A 22,968-nucleotide genomic window follows, 5' to 3' on the forward strand; every position below is an offset into this window, starting at 1 on the left:
GAGCAGCCGGTGTTCTTCTCGTTCAACCGATTCGACGCGCATAACCCTGCGCCGGCCGATGAGCTGTTCCAGTCGTTCCCCAATCTGCATTTCATGCTGCCCGAGGTGGTGCTCATTGAGAACGAGCGCGGCGCATTTCTGCAGGTGAACTCTCTTGGCCCGGTGTACGCCGGCCGCGTCGAGCGTTTCGCGCGCCTTGCCCTGACGGCGCCGCGACGCACGCGACGCACCGTTTCGTACCAGCTGGAGCTTGATTCGCGGTCTGCCTGGGAACAGGCGGTGGGAAGCGGGCTTGACGCCATCAAGGAAGGCCGCGTGGAGAAGGTGGTGCTTTCCCGCCGCTTGAAGTTGCGCGCCGATGAGCCGTTCTCCTCGAAGGACCTGCTGGTGAACCTGATCGACGGCACTGCGCACGGAACCGTGCTGCTGTACCGATATGCCGACGTGTTCTTCTGTGGCTGCACTCCCGAGCTGCTCGTGCGGAAATCGGGTTGCGAGTTGGAAAGCATGTGCTTGGCCGGAACATGCCCGGCATCGCCCGATACCGCTGAGAACGAGCGTCTTGCACAAGGTTTGCTGAACGACGCGAAGAACCGCGCCGAGCATGACTACGTCGTGCGCTTCATCCGAGATGTGCTGGGCCGCACGTGCTATGCGGTCGATGTCCCGAAGCAGCCGACCATCATGCCGTTGACGCGTATCCAGCATCTGATGACGCCCGCGCACGCAAAACTGCTCGAAGGCGTTGACCTGTGGTCGATGATGGGCGATCTGCATCCCACGCCCGCGGTTTCGGGCACGCCGGTCGGCGAGGCGAAAATGCTCATCCGGCAGATCGAGGCCTATAACCGCGGTTTCTTCGCCGGCGCCTGCGGCTACGTGGATGCTGCGGGAGACGGCGAGTTCAGCGTGGCGCTGCGTACCGGCGTGTTCGACGGCGAGATCGGCTACGTGTACGCCGGATGCGGCATCGTCGACGGCAGCCGTGCGGCGGACGAATACGACGAGATCGCGCTGAAGCTGAAAACCGTGCTCTCGGCATTCGACGGCGAAGCCGGCGCCTCCTCGCCTGCCGCGCAAACCAGCCCGCAAACCACGACCGCAGGGGAAGGAGAAGCTCGATGACCGTCGCCGACCCGCGTGCAACCGCGCGCTTCCTGGGAGCCTTCTTCGACGAGCTTGCGAAATGGGGCGTGGAAAACGTGGTGATCAGCCCCGGATCGCGCTCTACCCCGCTGTCCATGACCGCCTACGAGCTGTCTTGCCGCGCTCCGCAGCGGATGAGCACGTACGTGGACATTGATGAGCGTGGTGCTGCCTTCCTGGCGCTGGGCATGGCGAAGGCATCCGGCCGTCCGGCGGCGCTGGTGTGCTCGTCGGGCACGGCCATAGCCAACTATTACCCAGCCATCCTTGAGGCGGAGTCGTCGCGTGTGCCCCTTATCGTGCTGACGGCAGATCGCCCGCCGCAGTTGCAGGGGCTGGGCGCTCCGCAAACCTGCGACCAATCGCATGCTTACGGTACGCACGTGCGCGCCTATCGCGGTATGCCTTTGCCCGCAGATGACGAAGGATCGCTGCGCTTCGCCCGCCAAGCCGCCCGCGAGGCGTGCATCGCCGCGCTCGGTTCGTGCGAGCTCCCGCAAAACCCTTCGTCGGCGGCGACCCACGTGTCCCAGCGCCTTGCCGGAACCTGTTTCGGCGGTCCGGTGCACCTGAACTTCCCGTTCGACGAGCCGCTCAAGCCCGACGTGACGCTGCCCGATCTGTTCGATGCCGGCATTCCCTGCACCGAGGCCGCTGCGGCTGGCGAAACCCTCGGGGCAAAACCCGCCCGCAAGCCGCTGCTTCCCGTCGGCATTGCGCAGGTGCTCGGAGGCATGGAAGGTGCCGCGGCGGCGCAGCTTGCCCGCGAGCTGCTCGCCAACAACGTGTTGCTGCTGGCAGGCGAAGGCTCCTGCGCCACGCATAAGGAGGCGCAGCGCGTGCTGGCCTTCGCGCGCGCATTCGCCATCCCTGTGCTCGCCGACCCGCTCTCGGGACTGCGTTCCCTCGACGACCCGCTGGTGATCGGCAACTACGACAGCGTGTTCCAGCCTGGCGGCATTTCGCCCGACGACAGCCTGAACCCGCAGGTCATCGTGCGCTTCGGTAGATATCCCGTGTCGAAGCGCGCGACGCAGTGGGCTCGTGCACGCGAGGATGCCGGCGTGCTGCAGGTTGTGGTCGATCCCCTGGAAACGCGCGACACCAACGCCGCTACCACGGTGTTCGTCCGCATGAAGCCCGCCGATTTCGCGCAAAGCATGGAGCGCGCGCTGCGCACGGAGGACGGTCCTGCGGCCGCGGACGCCAACGACCTGTCGTTCGCCAACGCATGGCAGCGGGTGGAGGAAGCCGCCGCGAAACGCATCGCTGCGGTGGATGCCGGCGAAGAATCCGGCGCCGACGGCTTCGAGGGCGCTTACGTTCGCCGCGTACTGGAGCTTGCCCCCGAAGGCTCGTGCCTGTTCGCGGCAAACTCCATGAGCGTGCGCGCCGTGGACACCTTCTACCTGAAGGGCGGCAAGCAGCTCACCGTGCTGGCGAACCGGGGTCTGAACGGCATCGACGGCACGGTTTCCACGGCCATCGGCGCCTCGCGTTACTTCGGTCGGACCACGCTGATCACCGGCGACCTGACCATGCAGCACGACCTGAACGCCTTGGCGCTGCAGCGCGAACTGCGCATGCAGCGGCAGCTGTCCGGCATCGCGAGCGGCGCAAACCGCACACCGGAGCAGGATGCCGAGTGCGATACCCGCGAAACAAACGCTGGCGTCCAGGGCATTACCATTGTGTTGCTGAACAACAACGGCGGTGCCATATTCGACATGCTGCCGCAGAAGTCGCAGGAAGCGTATTTCGAGCGCCTGTTCCTCACGCCTCAGGACGTGGACTTCCAAGCTGCTGTCGCCGCATTCGGCGTGCCCTACAGCAAAACGGCCACGCTGGCCGAGTTCGACCGGGCATATCGTGGATCGCTGGACGTGCCGGGCATCAGCTTCATCGAGGTGCCCGTGCCGCTGCAAGGCCTGCGCGAGCGTTACGCCGGTTATTGGTAGACGCCCAGCGCACCTTCATCGTAAGGCAAGGCTTCGTACCCTGACCTTGCGAGCATGCTGTGTTGTACGCAACGCATACAACAACGAAATCGCAATAGGACCGAGGAGGCGCTTATGCAAATGCTGAACGAGCAGTCGGAAACCGCCTGCTTCGACGTTGACGGAGTCCGATATCGTTACCTGTATATGAAGGAGGAAGATCCCGCCCGCGGCCGCCGCCGCTCTCTGGTGCTGTTCGTTCATGGATTCGCGCAAAACGCGCTGTCCTGGTTCCCTGCAAGCCGCATCATCTTCCTTGAGCGCGACGTGTACGGCATCGACCTTGTCGGCCACGGAGGGTCGGCGGTCCCGTTCCACCCCGCGCCGTACAGCTTGATCTCCATGGGCGAGGCGCTGCTTGCCCTTATCAAGCTGATTCCGGGAAAACCCCTGGTGGTTGGCTATTCCATGGGCGGGCGCGTTGCGCTTTCTGCGCTGCTCGAGGCAGGCCCCGCCGCTTTCGCCAAGCAAACGAGCGGTTTGCTGCTGGAAAGCGTGGGCATGGGGCCGAAAACGCAGGCGGAACGCGATGAGGCAATCGAGCGCGATGCCGATACGGCGCGGCGCCTGCGCGAGATGCCGCTCAAGGACTTCATGACCTATTGGGAGAACCTGCCGCTGTTCGCATCGCAGAAGGCGCTGCCGAAGAAGGTCCGCGCCGCGGTGCGCGCCAACAGGCTTGCCAACGATTCCGAGGCGTTGGCGAAATGCGTGGAGTGCGCCGGGCAGCATCGCATGCCCTCGTATCGCGAGACCACGGCGGCGCTGCGCGACCTTGGCCTGCGCGGCTACCCCGCCCTGTACCTGGCCGGCGAGAAGGACGTGAAGTACAGCAAGCTTGCGAGGGGCTTGCACGAGGATGGGATCATCAGAACGCGCATCGCGCCGAAGGTGGGGCATAACGTCCATCTGGAAGCCCCGGATGTTTTCGCCGCCTGCGTGCACAGCGTGGCGACGCGCTAGCAAGGGGTCAGCGGCCTAATCGGGAGGGCCCCTCCCAACCGCATCATGGGCGCTTGCCGCGAACGTCTTCCGAAACGCTTGCGGCAAGCGCCCCGTTTCGTTCGCTGCATCCCGCACCATGTTCCCGTGCATTGCCCGATCAAGCGGTTGACGTGGTGCGGCTTTGCTACAATACTCTCGCTGGAAACCAGCGTTCCCGCATATCCGAATCATCTCGAAACAGAGGCTCACCGGCTATGGACGACGACAAAAAGCAAGGTATCGAGCACCAAGATCAGCTACCCGATATGTCACGGGGCGAACTGGACGCGGAAATCGGTCGCTTGCTCGGGACCTACCCTGTTGTGCGCTTTCTCGATGAGGAGGACATCGAGAAAGAAGATTCCTGCCTTCTGTACGGCAGCTCGTGCGTCTGCATGCGCGGGGTGTGCAAGGATATCCTACGCAACGGGGGCTCCCGAACCGACAGGGTTCTCATGGGCGATCTGGTCTACCGCGCGTCGGCGCAGCATGTGAACGTCGACGGCAAGTCGGGCGTCCTTATGTGCGCTCAACCCATCGATGAGATCGCCGGCAGCATGCTCTCCGAAGAGCTGCTCTATCACGATGCTTTGTCGGGTGCTTACAACCGGCGTTTCTACGAGGACAACCTGCGCAACCAGCACATGTTCGCCGGCGTGGCGGTTTTGGACCTGGACGATTTCAAGCTGGTCAACGACACGCTGGGCCACCACGCGGGCGACGTCGCCATCAAAACGGCCGTGAGCGTGCTCAGAGGCTGCATCCGGTCCAGCGATATGCTCGTGCGCTACGGCGGCGACGAGTTCGTGCTGGTCATCCCCGGTATCTCCGCCGATGTGTTCGCGCGCAAGCTGCACGACATGGGCGATAAGCTGGCCGAAACGCCCGTTCCCGGGTATGAACGCCTCAACCTCACCGTCAGCATCGGCGGCGTGCTGTCCGAGGGGCGCACCGTCGAGGAGGCGGTACGCCAGGCCGACGGCCTCATGTACAAGGCGAAGGGCCGCAAGAACCTCGTCATCACCGATTCCGACGACCTCGATCCTTACGAGTTCCATAAACCGTTGCTGCTGGTGGTGGACGATTCCGAGATGAACCGCGCCATCTTGAGCGAGATGCTCAAAGAACAGTACGAGATCATCGAAGCGGATTGCGGCGAAGCGGGCATCGCGTGTTTGGAGCAGCATGGAAGCGGCATCTCCATCGTGCTGCTCGACATCGTCATGCCCGGCGCCGACGGCTTCGACGTGCTTTCCCTCATGTCGCGCAACGGCTGGATCGACGACATCCCCGTCATCATGATGTCCAGCGAGGATTCCGACGACTCGGTGCTGCGCGCCTATGAGCTGGGCGCTTCCGACTACATCAGCCGCCCCTTCGATTCGCGCATCGTGCGCCAACGCGTCAGCAACATCATGCGCCTGTACACCAAGCAGCGGCGTCTTTCCAGCATGCTCGCGCAACAGTTCTACGAGCGCGAACGCGAAAGCCGCATGCTCGTCGACATCATGGGCGGCGCCATGGAACTGCGCAACGGCGAAAGCGGGCCGCACGTGCAGCATGTGCGCAAACTCACCGAGATGATGCTGGAGCATCTGATGCGCAAGACGGATCGCTATCACATCAGCTCAAGCGAGCGTGCCACCATCGCCGCCGCTTCAACGCTGCATGACCTGGGGAAATTGTCCATTCCCGATAACATCTTGAACAAGCCGGGCCGGTTGACGCCCGAGGAGTTCGAGATCATGAAGACCCACACCACCATCGGCGCCGACATGCTGGAGGGCATGGTGCAGTACCGCGACAGCGCCCTGGTGCGCGCGGCGCGCGATATCTGCCGTTGGCATCACGAGCGCTACGACGGCGGCGGATACCCCGACGGGCTGAAGGGCGAGGCCATCCCCATTTCGGCGCAGGTCGTCTCGCTGGTGGACGTATACGACGCCCTTACCAGCGACCGCGTGTACAAAAAGGCGTTCTCGCATGAGAAGGCCATGCACATGATCTTGAACGGGGATTGCGGCGCGTTCAATCCGCTGCTGATCGATTGCCTTATCGATCTGCAGGACCGCATCGTCGCCGAGAAGGACGAGCAAGGTCCACCCCCCCCCTATTTCAGTGAATGACACGGAATGCGAATGATGATAACAACACGCCGGTAAGGAAAGGCTAGGTAGGCCATGAGTGCGATTGAGAACGCGTATAACCAGATAGGAGCAGATTTCGACGATGTGCTGCGTCGCTTCACCAGCGAGGAGCTCGTCGTGCGCTTCTCCGAGAAGTTCTTGGAGGACGGCAGCTTCGAGCAGCTGGGCGAGGCGCTGCGAAACGATGACGTGAACGCTGCGTTCCTTGCCTCCCATACGCTGAAGGGCATCGCACAGAACATGGGCTTCACCGGCCTGTACGAGCCGTCGAACGCGCTGACCGAGGAGCTGCGCGCCAACCCCGCCGATCTTACGCGGGCCAAGGAGCTGCTCGTTCCCGTAGAGGCCGAATACGGTAAGACCGCGCAGGCCCTGCGCGCAGCCCTATAGCAGACAGGTGCGCCGCTTGGCTGCGCACCGAACGAAGAACCGGCCCAGATGCTCCGTACGATGCTGATATCGTGCGGAGCGTGCTTATGTCGGGCGAATTCGTTACCATTGTTACGTACACGTAAAACTTCGCGCAAACCCTTGCGTTTTCGCGTAGCAGCGGAAGGAATCACATGAGCGACATCCAGTGGCAACCTGGAAAGCAGTACCGCGAGATCGTCTATGAAACGTACGAGGGCATCGCGAAGATCACCATCAACCGCCCTTCCAGGCGCAACGCCTTCACGCCTCTCACGGTGAACGAGATGTACGACGCGTTCTCCGTGGCGCGCGACGACGCCTCCGTCGGCGTCATCATCCTCACGGGCGCCAACCATGGCGGCCGTCATGAGGACGAGGCGTTCTGCAGCGGCGGCGACCAGAAGGTCCGCGGCAACGGCGGCTACGTCGGCGAGGACAACATCCCCCGCCTGAATGTGCTCGACCTGCAGCGCCTGATCCGCGTGGTGCCCAAGCCCGTCATCGCCATGGTCAACGGCTACGCCATCGGCGGCGGCCACGTGCTGCACATCCTGTGCGACCTGTCCATCGCCGCGGAAACGGCGAAGTTCGGCCAGACGGGCCCGAAGGTGGGCAGCTTCGACGCCGGTTACGGTGCGGGCTATCTGGCGGCCATGGTCGGCCAGAAGAAGGCGCGCGAGATCTGGTACCTGTGCCGTCAGTACACGGCTCAGGAGGCACTCGACATGGGCATGGTCAACAAGGTGGTGCCCTTCGAGCAGCTTGAAGAGGAAACGGTGCAGTGGGCGCGCGAGATGCTGCAGTTCAGCCCCACGGCGCTGCGCTTCATGAAGGCGTCCTTCAACGCCGCCACCGACGGCCTGGCCGGCCTGCAGCAGTTCGCCGGCGACGCAACGCTGCTGTACTACACCACCGCCGAGGCGATGGAGGGCCGCGACGCGTTCAAAGAGAAGCGCAAGCCCGATTTCTCCAAGTACCCGAAGTTCCCGTAAGTCGTTTCAGCAGTTCAAGGCAAAGGTAGGCGCAGAACCCTCATGATCGGCGTATTCGAAGGCATGGTGCGGCAGAACCCGCAGCGCACGTGCTTCACGTTTGTCGACAAGGAAGGGAACGTGGAAGCGTTCTCATATAGGGAAGCCCGCATGATGGCGGCGGGTCTGGCCAGCCTGTTGCGTCGAAGGGGCGTCGAGCCGGGCGATGCCGTGGTGGTCGATTTGCCGAACAACCCGGCCTTCGTCATCATGCTGCTTGCGGCAGCCTATGGCGGGTTCTCGCTCGTCACCATGAACACGCGTCTGACCGATGCCGAGAAGCAGGCGCGACTGCTCGACCTGCAGCGCTCCCGCGCCATGACCGTCGCCTACACCGTCGATACGGCGAATGCGGGTCGCCTGCTCCAAACCGTGGCCGACGAGGCCACCGGCACCGCCGAGACGGCTGCGCACGGTCGCGGCCATGCGCAGCGCACGGCCTTCGCGGCGCGCACCAACATCGCCACGGCCGAGGCCCGCACCACCCGCGCGCTCGGCCGCGCGGGCCACGGGCGCCAGGCGGCGGCGCGCCGTCGCGAGGACGTCGCCCGGCAGGACGCGGTGGAAAGCGTCATCCATTTCGCCGAACGCGGCGCGCACGTGTTCGACCATGGCGCCGTGGCGGTGGTCATGTTCACGTCCGGCACCACCGGCCGCTCGAAGGCCGTGCCCCTGACCTGGGACAACCTATGCAATTCGGCGGCGGTCTCGAACGCTGCGCTCAATCGCCGCGGCGAAGGGCTGTGGCAGGCGGCGCTTCCCCTGTACCATGTGGGCGGCCTGCAAATGGTGGTGCGCAGCTTCCTGAACGCGAACCCGTTCATCCTCTACGAGCGCTTCGATGCCCGCCGCGTGCTGGCCGATGCCGCCCGTCGCGGAGCCACCCACATCTCGGTGGTCGACAAGATGCTGCAGGACATGCTGGCGGCGCCGAACGCCGATCAGCTGCGCCGCTACGTGTGCATCCTGCTGGGCGGCGGCCCGCTGAACGCGCAAACGCTCGGCAGCGCTTTGGCCGCCCGCGCCCGCGTATACGCCAGCTACGGCATGACCGAGACGTCAAGCAATATCGCGAACTCCCTGGTGACGCCCGGTTTCACGGGCGGCATGCAGCTGCTTTCCGGCTACGAGGCCCGCATCGTGGACGCCGGGCCCGACGGGTTCGGCCGTCTTGCCGTGCGAGGCCCCGGGCTGTTCTCCGGCTATCTGAACGCGCGCGCCGCCTATACGGCCGACGGGTTCTTCCTCACCGGCGACACGGCGGCCATCGCGCCCGATGGCAAGCTGTACGTGAAGGAGCGCACCGACGACATGTTCGTCTCGGGCGGGGAGAACGTCTACCCCGCCGAGATCCGCGAGAAGCTGCTGCGCGTGCCCGGCGTGGCCGACGCGTACATCTTCGGCGCGCCCGACGAGAAGTGGGGTCGCCGCCCCGTCGGCTTCATCGAGCGCGACGCGGCCTTCGACCCGAGCAAGTCCATGCCCGCACCCATCGTGTCAGGCGTCGCTGGAAAGCGCGGCCGCACCGTTTCCGACCGCATGTTCGCCCAAGAGGCGGCGCGCAGCGTGGCCTCCCAGCTGTCGCGCGTGTACCAGCCGAAGCACCTGTTCGTGCTGGACAGCTTCCCGCGCACGGGCATCGGCAAGGTGGATCGCTCGGCCTTGCGCAGCCTTTACGACCAGCGCATCGAGGTCAAGCGCGTGAACCTGTACCGTATCCGCCTGCCGTTCCGCAAACCCTTCGCCACGGCGAAGGGGACGCTGTCGTTCCGCGAATCGCTGCTGGTGGAAGTGGTGGACCATGCCGGGCGCACGGGCTTGGGCGAGTGCGCTGCCTTCCCCACCGACTGGTATCTTCCCGAAACGCTCGATCAGGACCTTCGCATCCTGCAGGAGCAGCTCATACCCTTGGTGCTGAACACCGTGTTCCTGCACCCCTCCGAGGCCGATGGCCTGCTGGCGGCGTGCCCGGGCGCCGATGCGCTGCCCATGGCGCGCGGGGCCATCGAGCCGGCGCTGTGGGACCTGTACGGCAAGATCGTCGGCCAGCCGCTGTGGCGGCTCATCGGCGGGCAGGCGCCCGAAGACGGCCGGCCCGCCTCAACGTCGGCGGGCGCCGCAGTGCCCGTAGGCTCGGTTTCCGACACGCTGGCGGCCGTGCAGCGTTGCGTGGACGATGGATACACGCGCGTGAAGCTGAAGGTGACGCCGGGCACTGCGCCGTTTTGCGTGCAAGCGGTGCGCGAGGCGTTCCCCGACTTGGTCATATCGCTTGACGCGAACCAAAGCTTCACCGAGCGGGACCTCGACGTGCTGCGCGGGTTCGATGCGCTGGGCATCGCCTGGATCGAGGAGCCCCTCGACCCGCGGCGCGCGCCGGCAAACGGCCCGCACGACCTGTTCGCGCGCCTGGCCCAGCTGCAGCGCCGCATCCAAACGCCGGTGTGCCTGGACGAATCCATCTTCACCGCAAGCGATCTGGCGAAGGCGCTCAAGCACCAGGAGTTGAAGTGCTTTGCGCTCAAGATCGGGAAATTCGGCGGCATCCAGCCTGCGCTGCAGTTCGTCCGCATGGCGAACGCGCGCGGCATGAGCGTGTGGATGGGCGGCATGTACGATACCGGCATCTCGCGGCGCGTCCATTCCGCGTTCCAGATGCTGCCCGGCGTGATCGACGCGGGCGACGTCGGCGCCACCTCGCGCTATTTTGACGTCGATGTCACCGATCCGCCCTACACGGTGGAGCGCGGGACGGTCACGCTCGAACGTCGAGGTCACGAGCATGGTCTGGGCTGCGCGCTCGATCGGTCCGCCTTGTCGCGCGTGCTCATCGACCAGCAAACCTACGAATAACCTGCGCCGCTCCCGGCGGCGCTATAGCGGCTCGAGGCGGCATCGCGTTCTCGGGTTGCCGCGATTCCGGCGTCCGGCATCGCCTTCCGTATAAGCTGCCGCTTTGACGTGCGCGGCTTCCGTGATGCCGCCCGGCTTCGCGCTCCGTCCCGTCGTGTGAATCGCATCACGCAAAACCGCGCATACACCCGAGGCATTATTCATTTGCATCGGAAAATATCCCATACGAATCCTTTACAAAGCCATGTGTGGGGTATAGTGAAACGGACTGTTTTTTCCGATGAGGAGGGTTTGATGAACAACGCTAACGAAGCGGCAGGCGCTTCTATGGCCGCTTCCGGCACGGTGGCAACCGGGTCCGGCGCGCTGCATGATATGGAACATCACGGCAAGCTGGGCATCTTCCGTCTAGTAGCGTCGGTCATCACGCTGATCCTCGGCGCCGGAGTGTTCACGCTGTCCGGCGACCAGGCCGCCCATGGCGCCAGCGGCGCCGCCATCCTCACGGCTTGGGGCATCTCGGCGGTGGGCGTGCTGTGCCTGGTTATGACGTTTTTCGCGTTGTCGCGCCTTAAGCCCCAGCTCAAGGGTGGCATCTACAGCTATGCGGCCGCCGGCTTCGGCGACTTTTTGGGCTTCAACAGCGCTTGGGGCTACTGGATATCGGCCATCCTGTGCACCGTCAGCTTCTCCGCGCTCCTGTGCGGCGCCTTATCCTACTTCTTCCCCGTCTTCGGCGCGGGCAACAACTTGCCGTCCGTCATCGTGGCCAGCTGCATCATCTGGTTCTACGCGTTTCTGGTCAGCCGCGGCGTGAAGGAGGCTGCGGGCGTCAACCTGATCATCACCATCAGCAAGTTCGTCCCCATCTTCGTCGCGCTCACCGCCATCATCTTCTTCCAGAAGTTCGATGTGAACATCTTCATGGAGAACATGGCGCACGGCTCGATGGAAGGTATGACGTTCTTCGAGCAGGTCAGCGGCACCATGATGGTCACCATCTGGGTGTTCCTCGGCATCGAGGGCGCCGTGGCCATCTCCGGCCGCGCCAAGAAGGATAGCGACGTCGGCAAGGCCACCGTCATCGCCTTCGTCTGCGTGCTCACCATCTACCTGCTGGTCTCCACCCTGTCCATGGGCGTCATGCCGCTGTCCGAGCTGTCCGAGCTTTCCAACCCGGCGCTTGCCGGCGTCATGGAGCGCGCCGTGGGCCCGTGGGGCGCCACGCTCATCAACGGCGGCGTGGTGCTGTCCCTGGTGGGCGCCATGCTCGGCTACACCGTGCTCTCCGCCGAGTGCCCCTACGAGGCGGCAGCCCAGGGCGGCTTCGTGAAGGCGTTCGCCCGCGTGAACAAGAAGGGCGCGCCCATCGTCACGCTGGTCGTCACGAACCTGGTCATCGAGGCGTTCCTCGTCATCATGCTGTTCTCGGACAGCACGTACCAGTTCTTCTATGCGCTGTCCGCCGGCATGATCTTGCTGCCGTACCTGCTTTCGGCGGCGTATTTCGCGAAGGTCGCCTTCACCGAGGCCGGCTCCTTCAAAGGCAAGCTGGGCGTTCCCGTGCCCGTTTGGCGCGTGTTCGCCATCCTCGGCGTCATCTATAGCGTGTTCCTTGCGTGGGCAAGCGGCGCCGTCGGCGTTACGCTCATGTCCATCCTGTATGCTCCTGGCATCTTGGTATATATCAAGGGTAAGAAGGAGCGTAGCCAACCGTTCTTGGACAACACCCGCGATCGCGTGGTGGCCGGGGTCATCATCATCGCGGCCATCGTGTCGATCGGCCTGCTGGTCACGGGAACGGTTTCCATTTAACGCAAGCCGCATGATATAGATCGGAATCGGAAGAGGGACAAGACAGTGGAACTGCTTGAAGAGCGCATCAGGCGCGACGGTGTGGTGAAGTCGGAAGGCGTTCTGAAGGTTGACGGCTTTCTGAACCACCAGATGGACATCAACCTGTTCAACGAGATGGGCAAGGAGCTCAAGCGCCTGTTCGCCGACGCGCCCATCAACAAGATCCTCACCATCGAGGCGTCGGGCATCGGCATCGCCGCCGTGGTGGCGCAGCATTTCGACGTGCCGGTGGTGTTCGCGAAGAAAAGCCAGTCCATCAACCTTGACGGCGACGTGTACTCCACCAAGATCCAGTCGTTCACGCATCAGCGCATCTACGACGTCATCGTGTCGAAGAAGTTCCTGAGCGCCGACGACCACGTGCTGCTCATCGACGACTTCCTGGCCAACGGCTGCGCCCTGAACGGCCTTATCGACCTGGTCGAGGAAGCGGGCGCCACGGTCGAGGGCATCGGCATCGCCGTGGAGAAGGGCTTCCAGCCCGGCGGCGACGACCTGCGCCGTCGCGGCTACCATTTGGAGTCGCTGGCCATCGTGCAGTCCATGAACCCCGAAACCGGTGAGATCGAATTCCGTCGATGAACATGCGCATGAAGCCCTTCGACCACGACGAGCTGCTCAAGCTTGACGGCGATGTCCCGTTCGTCCGTTCCGTGCCGTACGGCATCCAGCATATCCTGGCCATGTTCGTGGCGAACCTGGTGCTGCCCCGGGATATGGAGGTCAAGGTCGCGGCTTCCCCAGAACCGCAGGACGGCTCCGAAAAGTAACGGTTCCGTAAAACGCGGCCTAACTTTTGGATATAGCGTAAAGGAACCCCGTGTATGCGTGTTCGCATGCCACAATAGAAGAGCTACGTGATTAGCAAGCCTCCGGCGCGCCGGAGGGCTGGGAGGCGGGCCAAGTGCCCGCTTCTTTGATATGCACCCAACATAAGGAGACCCGCTTTTATGCACATAGGCTTAAGCCTGATTCTTGTCGTTTTGTTCCTGGCTATGAACGCGTTTTTCGTTATCGCCGAATTCGCTTTGGTGCGCGTTCGAAAGTCCCAGCTCGAGCTGGCCGTCGAGCAAGGCAAGAAGGGTGCGAAAAGCGCCATGCACATTGCCGAGAACGTCAACCAGTACCTGTCCGCCTGTCAGCTGGGCATCACGTTGGCGTCGCTGGCATTGGGCTGGTTGGGCGAGCCCGCGTTCTCCGCGCTCATCCGCCCGCTGTTCGAGATGCTGCACCTGCCCGAGGCGCTGATCAGCGTGGTGGCCGTGGCCATCGGCTACTTCGTCATGACCACGCTGCACGTCGTGGTGGGCGAGCTCATCCCCAAGTCGTTCGCTATTTTCGCCACCGAGCGCTACGCGCTGTTCACGGCCGGCCCGCTCATGGCGTTCTATAGGGTCACCTATCCCGTCATGATCCTGTTCAACGGCATCACCAACGGCGTGGTGCGTCTGACGGGCCATGACCCGGCCAACGAGCGCGAGGTGTACACGGGCGACGAGATCAAGCTGCTCATCGACGAGTCCACGGAAAGCGGCCTGATCGACCCCGAGCAGAACGAGTTCGTGGACAACATCTTCGACTTGGGCGATAAGGACGCCGAGGCCATCATGACCCCGCGAACCGACTTGGTGTGCATCGACCTTGAGGACTCCCTGGAGGAGAACATGGCGCTGGTCACGCGCTACAAGTACACGCGCTACCCCGTGTGCCGCGAGACCAAGGACCGCATCGTGGGCTTCGTGCATGTGAAGGACCTGTACCTGATGCAGAAGGGCTCCACCATCGATGACCTGCCCGTGCGCACCATCGAGGCGGTGCCCGAGAGCATCCCTGTGGCGAAGCTGCTGCAGGTTCTGCAGGAAGGCGCCACGAAGATCGCTGTGGTGGTCGACGAGCACGGCGGCACGGCGGGCATCGTCACCATGACCGACATCATGGAGCAGATCGTGGGTCACGTCGACGACGAGTACCGCCACGCCGACAGCGAGTTGGTGAAGAAGCTCACCGACGACACCATGATGATCGACGGCGGCATGGCCGTGGGCGACTTCGTGGAGCTCATCGGCTTCGTGCCCGAGGACGCCGAGGACTGCGAGACGCTCGGTGGCCTGATCATGGACGTGCTCGACCGCATCCCCTCCGAGGGCGAAAGCCTGACGCTCGAGGGCAAGGAGGTCACGGCGAAGCTGACGGTGGTGCGCATGGACCGCCATCGCATCGACCGCGTGAAGCTGGTGCTCACCCCGAAGCCCAAGCAAGAAGTAGACGAATAGCGCGAAGGCCTCCCAACCGGGAGGCCTTCGTTTTGCTGTGCGTTCGCGAGTTCGGGCGCTGCTACTCGACCTTCACGCCGGAGAAACGCTCGGCGTTGTGCCACAAGATGTTCTCCAGCTCGTCGCCGGTGAAGCCGGCGGTGGCGAGCGTATGGAACTCCTCGGCGGGGTCCCACATGGGGAAATCGCTGCCGAACATGATGCGGTCGGTGCCCCACATGCGCGCGAGCTCCACCGTGCGGCGCTGTCCCAGGAAGAACTGCGAGCTGGACTCGTCGAGGAACACGCGGTCGTTCATGGCAACCTCGTGCAGGATGTCATAGCCCACATCGAAACGCGACCAGCAGCCGAAGTGCGCGGCGTCAACCACCAGATCGGGAAACGTGCGCAGGATGTTCACCAGGCGGCGCGGGTGCGAGTAGTCGTAGCGGTAGTCGCCCGTATGGATGACCACGGGAAGCCCCAGCTGCTCGCAGATGGCATACACCTCCATGAGCTTCGGGTCGTCCATGTTCACCTTTTGCGTGTCGGGATGGAGCTTCACGCCGTGCAGGCCCAGCTCAACGGCGCGCTGCAGCTCGGCTGCCGGGTCCTCGAAGTCCTGCTGCATGGTGGCGAAGCCGATGAACTCGGGGTGCTCTTGGCATTGCTGCGCGATGAAGTCGTTGATGGCGGTGACGGCGTGCGGGGTGGTTGCCACCGAATGCACGAGGAAGTGCGTGATGGGTGCGCGGTCCTTCGCCGAAAGCAAGCCATCGGCCGTGCCGTCGCCGAACATGTCCACGCTATAGAAGTCGCCAACGGCATCAACGGCCTTCGAGGCGATCTTGTCGGGGTAGATATGCGCATGCGCATCGATAATGGCCATATTGCAACTCCTTGTTTCGACAGTTTCCCCGATTGTACGGCAGCGCGCAGGTGGGTTCGCCGGGCATTTCGGGAAATCTGCCGGTATCGCAATCATGCTTTGGCTACCGGTCTGCTGCGCATCATGCGGACGCTGTCATACGAGTAGATCTTCTGGGCGGTTTTGCAGAAAAAAGGGTCGGATTTGCCCGTCCCTCCCGGACTTCTGGGCGGTTTGAAGGGGCTGTTTTGCTTCGCCGAAGGTAAAACCCCAGGTCACAATCATGCTGAAAACCAAATTACCTCGAAATCGCCTGCAAAACCGCCCAGAAGTTTGGAAGGTGCAGCCTCGAAACGCGCGCAGGGGGCGCGGCTGGTGCCGCGCCCCCCGCGCTTGCGGGTTGCGATCCACGCGAACCCGCTCATATCCGATTGCGGCCTAGTTCAGGCCGTACTCCGCCAGAAGCGCCTGGCCGCCCATGGTGGTGGGGGCGGCGTCGCCGGCCTCGCCCAGGAAGCAGGACGGGCGCACGATGGCCATGCGCTTGCCGTTCTCGCTCTTCACGCGCACCACCTGCATCTTCGTGCGCTCGGCCAGCTCCAGCTCGGCCTTGCTGAAGTGCGACAGCACCAGCAGGTGCTTGGCCTTCGCCACGCCGCCCATGAAGTCGCGGCGCTCGGAGTCCATGATGCGGTTGCGCTCGCCGTCGGTGCTGATCACCTCGAAGGCGTTGCGCTGCGGGAAGAAGCCATCGATGCAGCCGACCACGAACATGTTGTCGTACTCGGTGCCGCACAGGTTCTGCGGCAGGCAGATGTGCACGACGTGCGGGTCCTCGGTCCACACTGGGTCGGAGATGGCGGCCTGCTCGAGCTCGAGCAGGGTCTTCGCCGTCTCGTCGCCCACCATGTCGGCGGCGACGGCCTCGAACTCGCTGATGCCCTCGGCGCCGATAGCCTTCATAAGGCCGAAGCCGCGGCGCGTGGCGTTCTTCTCAAGGAAGTCCTGGCCGGAGCGCCATTTCTCGGCCAGCGTGCGGGCGCGCAGGAACGGCTCTTTCGCGCCGAAACCGGCGTTGCCGATCTGCTGAAGCGCCTGGTAGAGCGTGAGACCCTCGGCCTCGGCGAAGTCCTGCAGGCCCATCCAGGCGTCGGAGTTCGTCAGCGCGTTGTCGAAGCCGCACCAGCTGCGCCAGGCGATCGTGTCGGTGGGGTCGGCCAGCAGGGCCAGCTTCGTGTACGCCACAAGCGCGCGGGAGCGCGTGGAGTCGCGCGGGTCGCCCGCAAGCGTGCCGGCAGCGCCGGCGGCGGACACGTTGAAGCCGCGGCGGCGCAGCATCTTCTCCACCATGACGGCCCAGCGGCGGTTGGGGACGACGACGCAGGTGAGGGCCTCGCGCGCGTCTTCCTGGCCGTCCATCAGCTTGCGCAGGTACTTCGTCAGGCCGTTGAGCTCGTCCTCGGGCGTGTTCCACTTGATGGACTGCACGCCCTGCGGCAGGCCTTCGGCCCCGGCGGCGCGCTCGATGGGCGTGACGGTGCCGGCGATATAGGCGCTATCCATGTCGCCCTCGGTGCACAGCGCATCGGCCAGCGCGATGACCTGCGGGTTTCCGAACGCGCCCTGCAGGTGGAACACCTCCACGTCGCGGCGCACGGCCTCGAACTTCAGGAATCCCTCTACGTAGGGGTGGTTGCCGCGCTTGGACATCATCTGGTTGGGGTTGCCCGTCACCATGATCTGTTTGTCGGCCAGCAGGCACAGCACCGTCTGCTCGGCGTGGGAGAAGTTCTGGAAGTCATCGGCCAGCACATAGGCGAAGCTGCCGCGAGCACCCTCGCCGGCATCGCTTTTCAGGAAGTCGGCGGCCAGCATGGGGACCTCGCCAGCCAGCATGGCGCCGCGCAGCTTCAGGATGCGCGTGGCGTAGGCGAGCAGATTGTCCGCGGCGGTGCCGGCGTTCCATTCCTCGCGCGGCTCGTAGCCGGCCATCTTGCGGTCCAGGAAGCCCAGCATGCTGCGCAGCTTGCGCGGATGCTCGCCGATGGTCTTCAAATCCTCCAGGAAGAAGTTGTACTCCGCGCTGTTCAGGATGCGCGGCACGCGGCCGGTGGCCTCGCGGGCGGCGGGCTCGTCGAGCACCGACACGGCGGCGTCGAGTGCGGTGCTCACGCGCACCGACAGGGCGGCGCCGACGAGGTTTGCGGGAAGGGCGCGGCGCAGACGCTTGCGGAAGGCCTGCGCGGCGAAGTTGTTAGTGACCGCTACCAAGATGGATGCGGGAGCTTCCCCGTTCTGGATAAGGTGCGCGCAGCGCGCCACGAGCGCCTGCGTCTTGCCGCTGCGCTCGGCGCCCTCGACCTTGGCGAGGCGCCCATCGAATGCGGCGATGGTATCTATCATGTGAAACTCCCTTCGGTAGCGGCTATTTGGGGCCCCGTCGCCTGCGCGTAGCACGCGGCGGGGCGGTTTTCAAAAGGTGGCGAAGGCGTTGCCGCGCATGCGGCGCCTTCAGGGGAGCGCGGCGGTTCGGCGTCGGGGCGCGCTCGCGGGCCCCGCAAAAGGCCTTTAGGCCTCGAACACCTTGCTCGTGCCGTCAGTATACTCCACGGTCCACGTGCGGTACGTCGGCGTGAACGTAGGCTCATCAAGTTCGAACACAAGCTCCGGCGGCTCCATGCCGCCGCCGTCGACGGCGCCTTCGCCCGCAGCGGCGCGCGCGTCGGCCTCCACCAGCTCGGGCGACTCCAGGAACGCCTCGGCCGCGGCCTCCTCGGCGGCGGCGCGCTCGGCCTCGGCAGCTGCCTCGGCCTCGGCGGCGGCAGCCTCCTCGGCGGCCTTGCGCTCGGCGAACGCGGCGGCGCCGGCTTCCACCTGCGCGGCCCAATCGTCGTCGGAGGGCATGCTCACGCGGGCGATCGAGCCGGCATCGCCCAGCTTGCCCTCATTGTAGGCGTCGCGCACGAGCGAGAGCATGTCGGCGGCGTCCTCGGCGATGCCGCTCACGTCGTCCATATGCAGGCGCACGGGCAGTGTGCCGTTCTGCAGGTCCACCTCAAGCCACGTGAACGCAAGCTCGCTTCCGTCCTCCATCTCCTTCTGGCGCTTGTTGTAGATGAGCGCCTGGTTGCCAAGCTTGCGGAACTGGTTGCGGAACCAATCGCGCATCACGTCGTTCCACAGCTCATCGGAGCCTTCTTCGCCCGCCGCCAGGTACTGGCGCGTGCCCAGCTTCACCAGCATGCGCATGGTGTTCTCCACCGGGGCGCCCTCGCCTGCGGCGGCGTGCGTGCGCACCAGCGTCGACCCCACGTAGGCGTAGCTGCGGCCGATCTCCAGGCGCAGATCCTCGGAATCCACGCGCTCGTCCAGGTCCAATATCAGCGTCATCGAAGGCCTTGGTTTTGCCATGTCCTGTACCCCTAACTCTTCGTTCGGCGAATGCCCGGCGGGCTACCAGAATCGGGCCCGCCCCAGGTCATCCGCCTGTGTCCTCTTCGCTAAGCAAAGTATAAATGCCCTGTTCAGCGCAAAATCATCCCGCAAGGATGATATGCGCGCGCTCATACAATCCCACCCTTATGATTCCCGTCCGGCGCACCGCCGTACCATCGGATCATCGCATTGGGAACGCCGCGCCGTAGCCGCATCCGGCCCGGCCGCCACCTCCTCCCTCCCTTCCCCCTTGCAGGCGGAGGCAGGGTGCCGGCACGGCGCCGCGTTCCCAATGCGGGAGACGAAGGAGAAACGAATCAGAAAAGGAGAGGAGGGGCATATGGCGAAACTTTCTTTGACTCGCCGCAGCTTCCTGAAGGCGTCCGCTATGGCGGGTGCTGCCGCAACCGTGGGGTTCGCAGCAGCGCCGTCCGCGGCTCTGGCCGAGGGTGCTGATCCGACGGCCGGTGAAGTGAAGCGCATCCGTTCTTGCTGCCGCGCTTGCGGTAAAGTTGAGTGCGGTACGTGGGTTACCGTCCAGGACAACAAGGTGATCAAGGTTGAGGGCGACGAATCCAACGCTCACAGCCGCGGCCACTGCTGCGCGAAGTCTCAATCGTCGATGCTCGCACTGTACCATCCCGATCGTTTGCGCTACTGCTTGAAGCGCACGAAACCCAAGGGCGAGGACGATCCCGGTTGGGTCCGCATTTCCCTGGCCGATGCCTTTGACGAGGCTGGCGCCAAGTTCAACGAGATCGTCTCCAAGTACGGCGGCGAAGCCAACTTCGCCATGGGCGGCACGTCCCGCGTGTGGGCGCAGCCCCCGTACGGCACCCTGAAGTCCATCTTCCCGACCCCGAACGCCCACCTGGCGTACGAGATCTGCAAGGGCCCGCGCCACTTCGCCGGTATCCTGACCGACGAAATCGGTTCGCCCTGGATGGAAGTCGAGCAGGGTCCGCTCGTGTACGTGCAGTGGGGCACCGCAGCTGAGTATTCCAACTACGACTCCACGAACCGTACCGTTGTAGACTGCAGCCAGCGCGCTTACAAGCATATATTGGTTGACCCGCGCATGACGCCGCTGGGAAAGGAAGCCGACCTGTGGCTGCCGCTGCGTGTTGGTACCGACCTGTGCTTGTCGCTGACGTGGCTCAAGTGGATTCTGGACAACGAAGCTTACGACGATCTGTTCGTTCGCCGTTGGACCAACGCCCCGTTCCTGTGGAATCCTGAGAAGGACGGCCGCACGAAGAAGGGCTGGTTCCAGGAGATGAACGGCGGCATCGACATGGAGTCCCGTATCCTGACCGAGGCCGACGTTGACCGCGAATGGATCAGCCAGTGGTGGGAGCCGGCGCCGGAGCAGTACAGCTACCGCCGCTTCATCTGCTGGGATGAGAACAACAACAAGCCGACCTACTGGGACGCCGAGGCCTGCCAGTGGGAGGGCGAGAAGCACAAGATCCCGACCACCGGTACGTGGATCGAGCACCCCTACAAGCCCATCATCGCCGACGCGTGGCTGCCCGACCCGTCGCACTTCGCCGACCCGGCCGACCCCACGTACGACGCGTACTGGAACGAGGGCAACGAGGGCGGCAAGAAGTCCAACCCCATGGGTCTGCCGAAGAACCCCGCGCTGTTCCCCGGCGGCGTTGACATCAAGCTGAAGAACGGCACCACCATCAAGGCCGGCACCGTTTGGGAAGCTTTCTCCGACAGCCTTTCCGAGTACACGCCCGAGTACTGCGAGAGCGTGACCGAGGTTCCGGCTGAGAAGGTTGTCGAGGCCGTGAAGATCTATACCACGCGCCTGAACCCGCTGCATGGCAACGGCGGCATCCACTATCAGCTGGCTCCCGACCAAACGGGCCACGCGGTGCAGAACTCCCGCGCCCTGCAGATCATCGCCTGCATCACCGGCAACTCCGACGAGCCCGCCGGCAACCGCGGTTCTTCCAAGGCCGAGGTCGACGGCTGCTGCGGCCGCGCGAACATGCTGGTCACCGACCACGAGCCGCGCGACTGGGGCATCCGCGACGGTATTGGCACCATGGAGCTGGGCAACACCCCGCGCGACCTGTCCATCGAGGACCAGATCCCGCTGATCCAGAACTTTGTGCAGTACCTCATCGACGAGAAGTCCCCGCTGGCCGAGCGCTACGGCAACCATGTGCCCACGCACGACGAGGCGCACTGGATTGCAGAGCGCAAGGGCGGCGCGTATAAGAGCTCGCGTTCCTGGCCTGGTCTGAAGACCTCGTTCCAGAGCAACGAGAAGCAGATTTCCGCTGAGCGCTTCCCGCTGCTGCGCTACTGGAACCGCTGGGCTGACTCCGCAACCATTTGGGACTCCATCAACGGCATCGACACCCCGTACCAGATTCACGGCGGCGTGTGCATGTCCGGCGACTTCATGAACGAGTCCAACCTGCTTGAGGCTTGGGAAGCACTGACTCGCCTGGACTTCTGGCTGGACTTCAACCTGTGGAGCTGCCCGAACAACGGCTGCGCCGACATCGTCATCCCCGTCCTGCACTGGCTCGAGGTCAACACCGGCCGCGTGTCCCAGGGCGCCGGCGGTCTGTTCGGTGCTGGTCAGCGTGCTGTCGAGCCTATGGGCGACTGCATCTACGACCCGGTTGCCGTTATCTGCCTGTACAAGGCCATGGGCGTGGTGTGGAACAACCGCGACCCCGAGTACGACGAGTGGAATAACCTGGACTACAACAACTTCGTGCAAATGGGCGGCAACGTCACGTACGAAGAGCAGGAGTACCGCGTGCTCAAGGACGCCACCGACTGGTGGAAGACCGAAGAGTTCCCGGACGGCCCCGACTTCCCGCAGTACGCTGCGAAGTTCCAGAAGGAAGGCTGGTTCGACTGCCGCAAGTGGCATCCCGAGCGTTGGGGCACGTATCGCCGCTGGGAGATGGGCTACCGTCGTCAGCAGGGTGGTTACAACCTGTACGCCGCCGTCGACGAGAAGTGCGCGTTCATGACCCCGACCGCCAAGGTCGAGATCTGGTCCACCATCGCCGAGACGTACATCCCCGACAGCACGAAGACCTTCGCGGAAACCTGCAGCCCGGACCGCGCCGCCTACGACGGCAAGATCCCGGATATCGACAAGTTCCCGCACTGGTTCGAGCCGAAGAACTCCAAGGTGGAAGCTCCGCGCTACTACCACAAGGACCAGGCCGACCAGATCAAGACGAGCGACTCCTACATCAATGACAACTACAAGGGCGATCATTTGATGGAAGAGTACAAGGAGAACCTGCAGAAGTACGGCGACGACCACGCGTTCATCATGACCACTGGTTCCCGCCAGCCTGTGTACTTCCACTCCGAGCATCGTCAGCTGCCGTGGTGCCGCGAGTTGTGGCCGTCCCCGCGTGTTGAGATCAACCCGAAGGACGCTGCTCGCATGAACATCGAGCAGGGCGATTGGGTCTGGATCCGCACTCCGTGGGGCGCTGTCCGCGAGGTTGCCGACCTGTACTACGGCATCAAGGAAGGCACCATCAACGCGAACCACGCCTGGTGGTACCCCGAGATGGACACCGCAAGCCACGGCTTCGAGCTGGTCGGCATCAACTGCTGCATGGACAAGTACGCCCAGTGCTGGGTGTGCGGCGCCTCGCAGCTGCGCGGCATCCCTGCGCTGATCTACAAGGCCACGCCGGAGAACTCCCCGTTCAAGAACCCGGTGCCGTGCGATCCGAAGGGCAACCCCGCCATCACGAACGCCAACGACCCGCGTCTGAAGGAATGGCTGTCCAACGACCCGCGCTTGGCCGACGCCAAGGTGGAGCTGACGTTCGCCAACATGGATGCGAAGGGCTGCCAGCCGTCCATCCAATCCCCGGAGGCTCTGGTCACCGGCAAGCTGCCCAAGGGCGAGCGCGGAAGCGATGCCCTTGGCCAGTACAGCAATAAAGGCCAGCTGAGCGACAAACTCGGCTCTTACAAATAAGG

At 64.1% G+C, this 22,968-nt stretch carries 15 protein-coding genes; 12 read left to right on the forward strand and 3 right to left on the reverse strand.

From position 1 onward, the window contains the following. From Q0D52_RS07080 to Q0D52_RS07130, 11 genes are all read left to right on the forward strand, one after another. Positions 1-1,125, forward strand: a 1,125-nt coding sequence (locus tag Q0D52_RS07080) for an isochorismate synthase MenF (protein ID WP_294381316.1), incomplete at its 5' end; no start/stop codon positions are given. Continuing rightward, on the forward strand, positions 1,122-3,104 hold the full coding sequence (gene menD / locus Q0D52_RS07085; protein WP_294381319.1) for a 2-succinyl-5-enolpyruvyl-6-hydroxy-3-cyclohexene-1-carboxylic-acid synthase: 1,983 nt from the start codon (positions 1,122-1,124) through the stop codon (positions 3,102-3,104). The genes Q0D52_RS07080 and menD, both read left to right, overlap by 4 nt. Positions 3,105-3,218: 114 nt before the next feature. Continuing rightward, positions 3,219-4,106 carry an alpha/beta fold hydrolase gene (locus Q0D52_RS07090; protein ID WP_294381322.1) on the forward strand — a complete coding sequence of 296 codons (888 nt, stop codon included), beginning with the start codon at positions 3,219-3,221 and terminating at the stop codon, positions 4,104-4,106. A gap of 236 nt (positions 4,107-4,342) precedes the next feature. Then, positions 4,343-6,253 carry a diguanylate cyclase gene (locus Q0D52_RS07095; protein WP_294381323.1) on the forward strand — a complete coding sequence of 637 codons (1,911 nt, stop codon included), beginning with the start codon at positions 4,343-4,345 and terminating at the stop codon, positions 6,251-6,253. Between the two features lie 54 nt (positions 6,254-6,307). Then, positions 6,308-6,664 (forward strand): Hpt domain-containing protein, encoded by a 357-nt coding sequence (locus Q0D52_RS07100; RefSeq protein WP_294381326.1) that lies wholly within the window; start codon positions 6,308-6,310, stop codon positions 6,662-6,664. Positions 6,665-6,837: 173 nt separating this feature from the next. Beyond that, positions 6,838-7,677, forward strand: a complete 840-nt coding sequence (gene menB, locus Q0D52_RS07105; RefSeq protein ID WP_294362003.1) for a 1,4-dihydroxy-2-naphthoyl-CoA synthase — start codon at positions 6,838-6,840, stop codon at positions 7,675-7,677. A 42-nt stretch (positions 7,678-7,719) separates the two neighbouring features. After that, a complete protein-coding gene (gene menC, locus Q0D52_RS07110) occupies positions 7,720-10,569 on the forward strand; it encodes an o-succinylbenzoate synthase (RefSeq protein WP_294381328.1) in 2,850 nt (949 codons plus the stop codon). A 294-nt stretch (positions 10,570-10,863) separates the two neighbouring features. Then, a complete protein-coding gene (locus Q0D52_RS07115; RefSeq protein WP_294362001.1) occupies positions 10,864-12,384 on the forward strand; it encodes a basic amino acid/polyamine antiporter in 1,521 nt (506 codons plus the stop codon). Between the two features lie 45 nt (positions 12,385-12,429). Next, on the forward strand, positions 12,430-13,008 hold the full coding sequence (locus Q0D52_RS07120; protein WP_294362000.1) for a xanthine phosphoribosyltransferase: 579 nt from the start codon (positions 12,430-12,432) through the stop codon (positions 13,006-13,008). Beyond that, a complete protein-coding gene (locus Q0D52_RS07125) occupies positions 13,005-13,196 on the forward strand; it encodes a hypothetical protein (RefSeq protein ID WP_294381330.1) in 192 nt (63 codons plus the stop codon). The genes Q0D52_RS07120 and Q0D52_RS07125 overlap by 4 nt, the downstream gene beginning before the upstream one ends. Before the next feature lie 180 nt (positions 13,197-13,376). Further along, positions 13,377-14,699 carry a hemolysin family protein gene (locus Q0D52_RS07130; protein WP_294381332.1) on the forward strand — a complete coding sequence of 441 codons (1,323 nt, stop codon included), beginning with the start codon at positions 13,377-13,379 and terminating at the stop codon, positions 14,697-14,699. Positions 14,700-14,760: 61 nt separating this feature from the next. Here the strand turns inward: Q0D52_RS07130 and Q0D52_RS07135 are convergent, their stop codons facing one another. The 3 genes from Q0D52_RS07135 to Q0D52_RS07145 all read right to left on the reverse strand — a co-directional run bounded on the left by Q0D52_RS07135 (position 14,761) and on the right by Q0D52_RS07145 (position 18,936). After that, positions 14,761-15,567 carry an amidohydrolase family protein gene (locus tag Q0D52_RS07135; protein ID WP_294381333.1) on the reverse strand — a complete coding sequence of 269 codons (807 nt, stop codon included), beginning with the start codon at positions 15,565-15,567 and terminating at the stop codon, positions 14,761-14,763. Positions 15,568-15,984: 417 nt separating this feature from the next. After that, complete coding sequence (locus Q0D52_RS07140) at positions 15,985-17,949, reverse strand: UvrD-helicase domain-containing protein (RefSeq protein ID WP_294381335.1); 1,965 nt, start codon at positions 17,947-17,949, stop codon at positions 15,985-15,987. Positions 17,950-18,114: 165 nt separating this feature from the next. Further along, complete coding sequence (locus Q0D52_RS07145) at positions 18,115-18,936, reverse strand: hypothetical protein (protein WP_294381338.1); 822 nt, start codon at positions 18,934-18,936, stop codon at positions 18,115-18,117. 385 nt (positions 18,937-19,321) lie between these two features. Here Q0D52_RS07145 and Q0D52_RS07150 point away from each other — a divergent pair, with 385 nt between their 5' ends. Then, on the forward strand, positions 19,322-22,966 hold the full coding sequence (locus tag Q0D52_RS07150; protein ID WP_294381339.1) for a molybdopterin dinucleotide binding domain-containing protein: 3,645 nt from the start codon (positions 19,322-19,324) through the stop codon (positions 22,964-22,966). Positions 22,967-22,968 lie beyond the last annotated feature (2 nt).

The organism is uncultured Senegalimassilia sp., from assembly GCF_934630535.1.
In the GTDB taxonomy this organism is placed as follows: Bacteria; Actinomycetota; Coriobacteriia; order Coriobacteriales; family Eggerthellaceae; genus Senegalimassilia.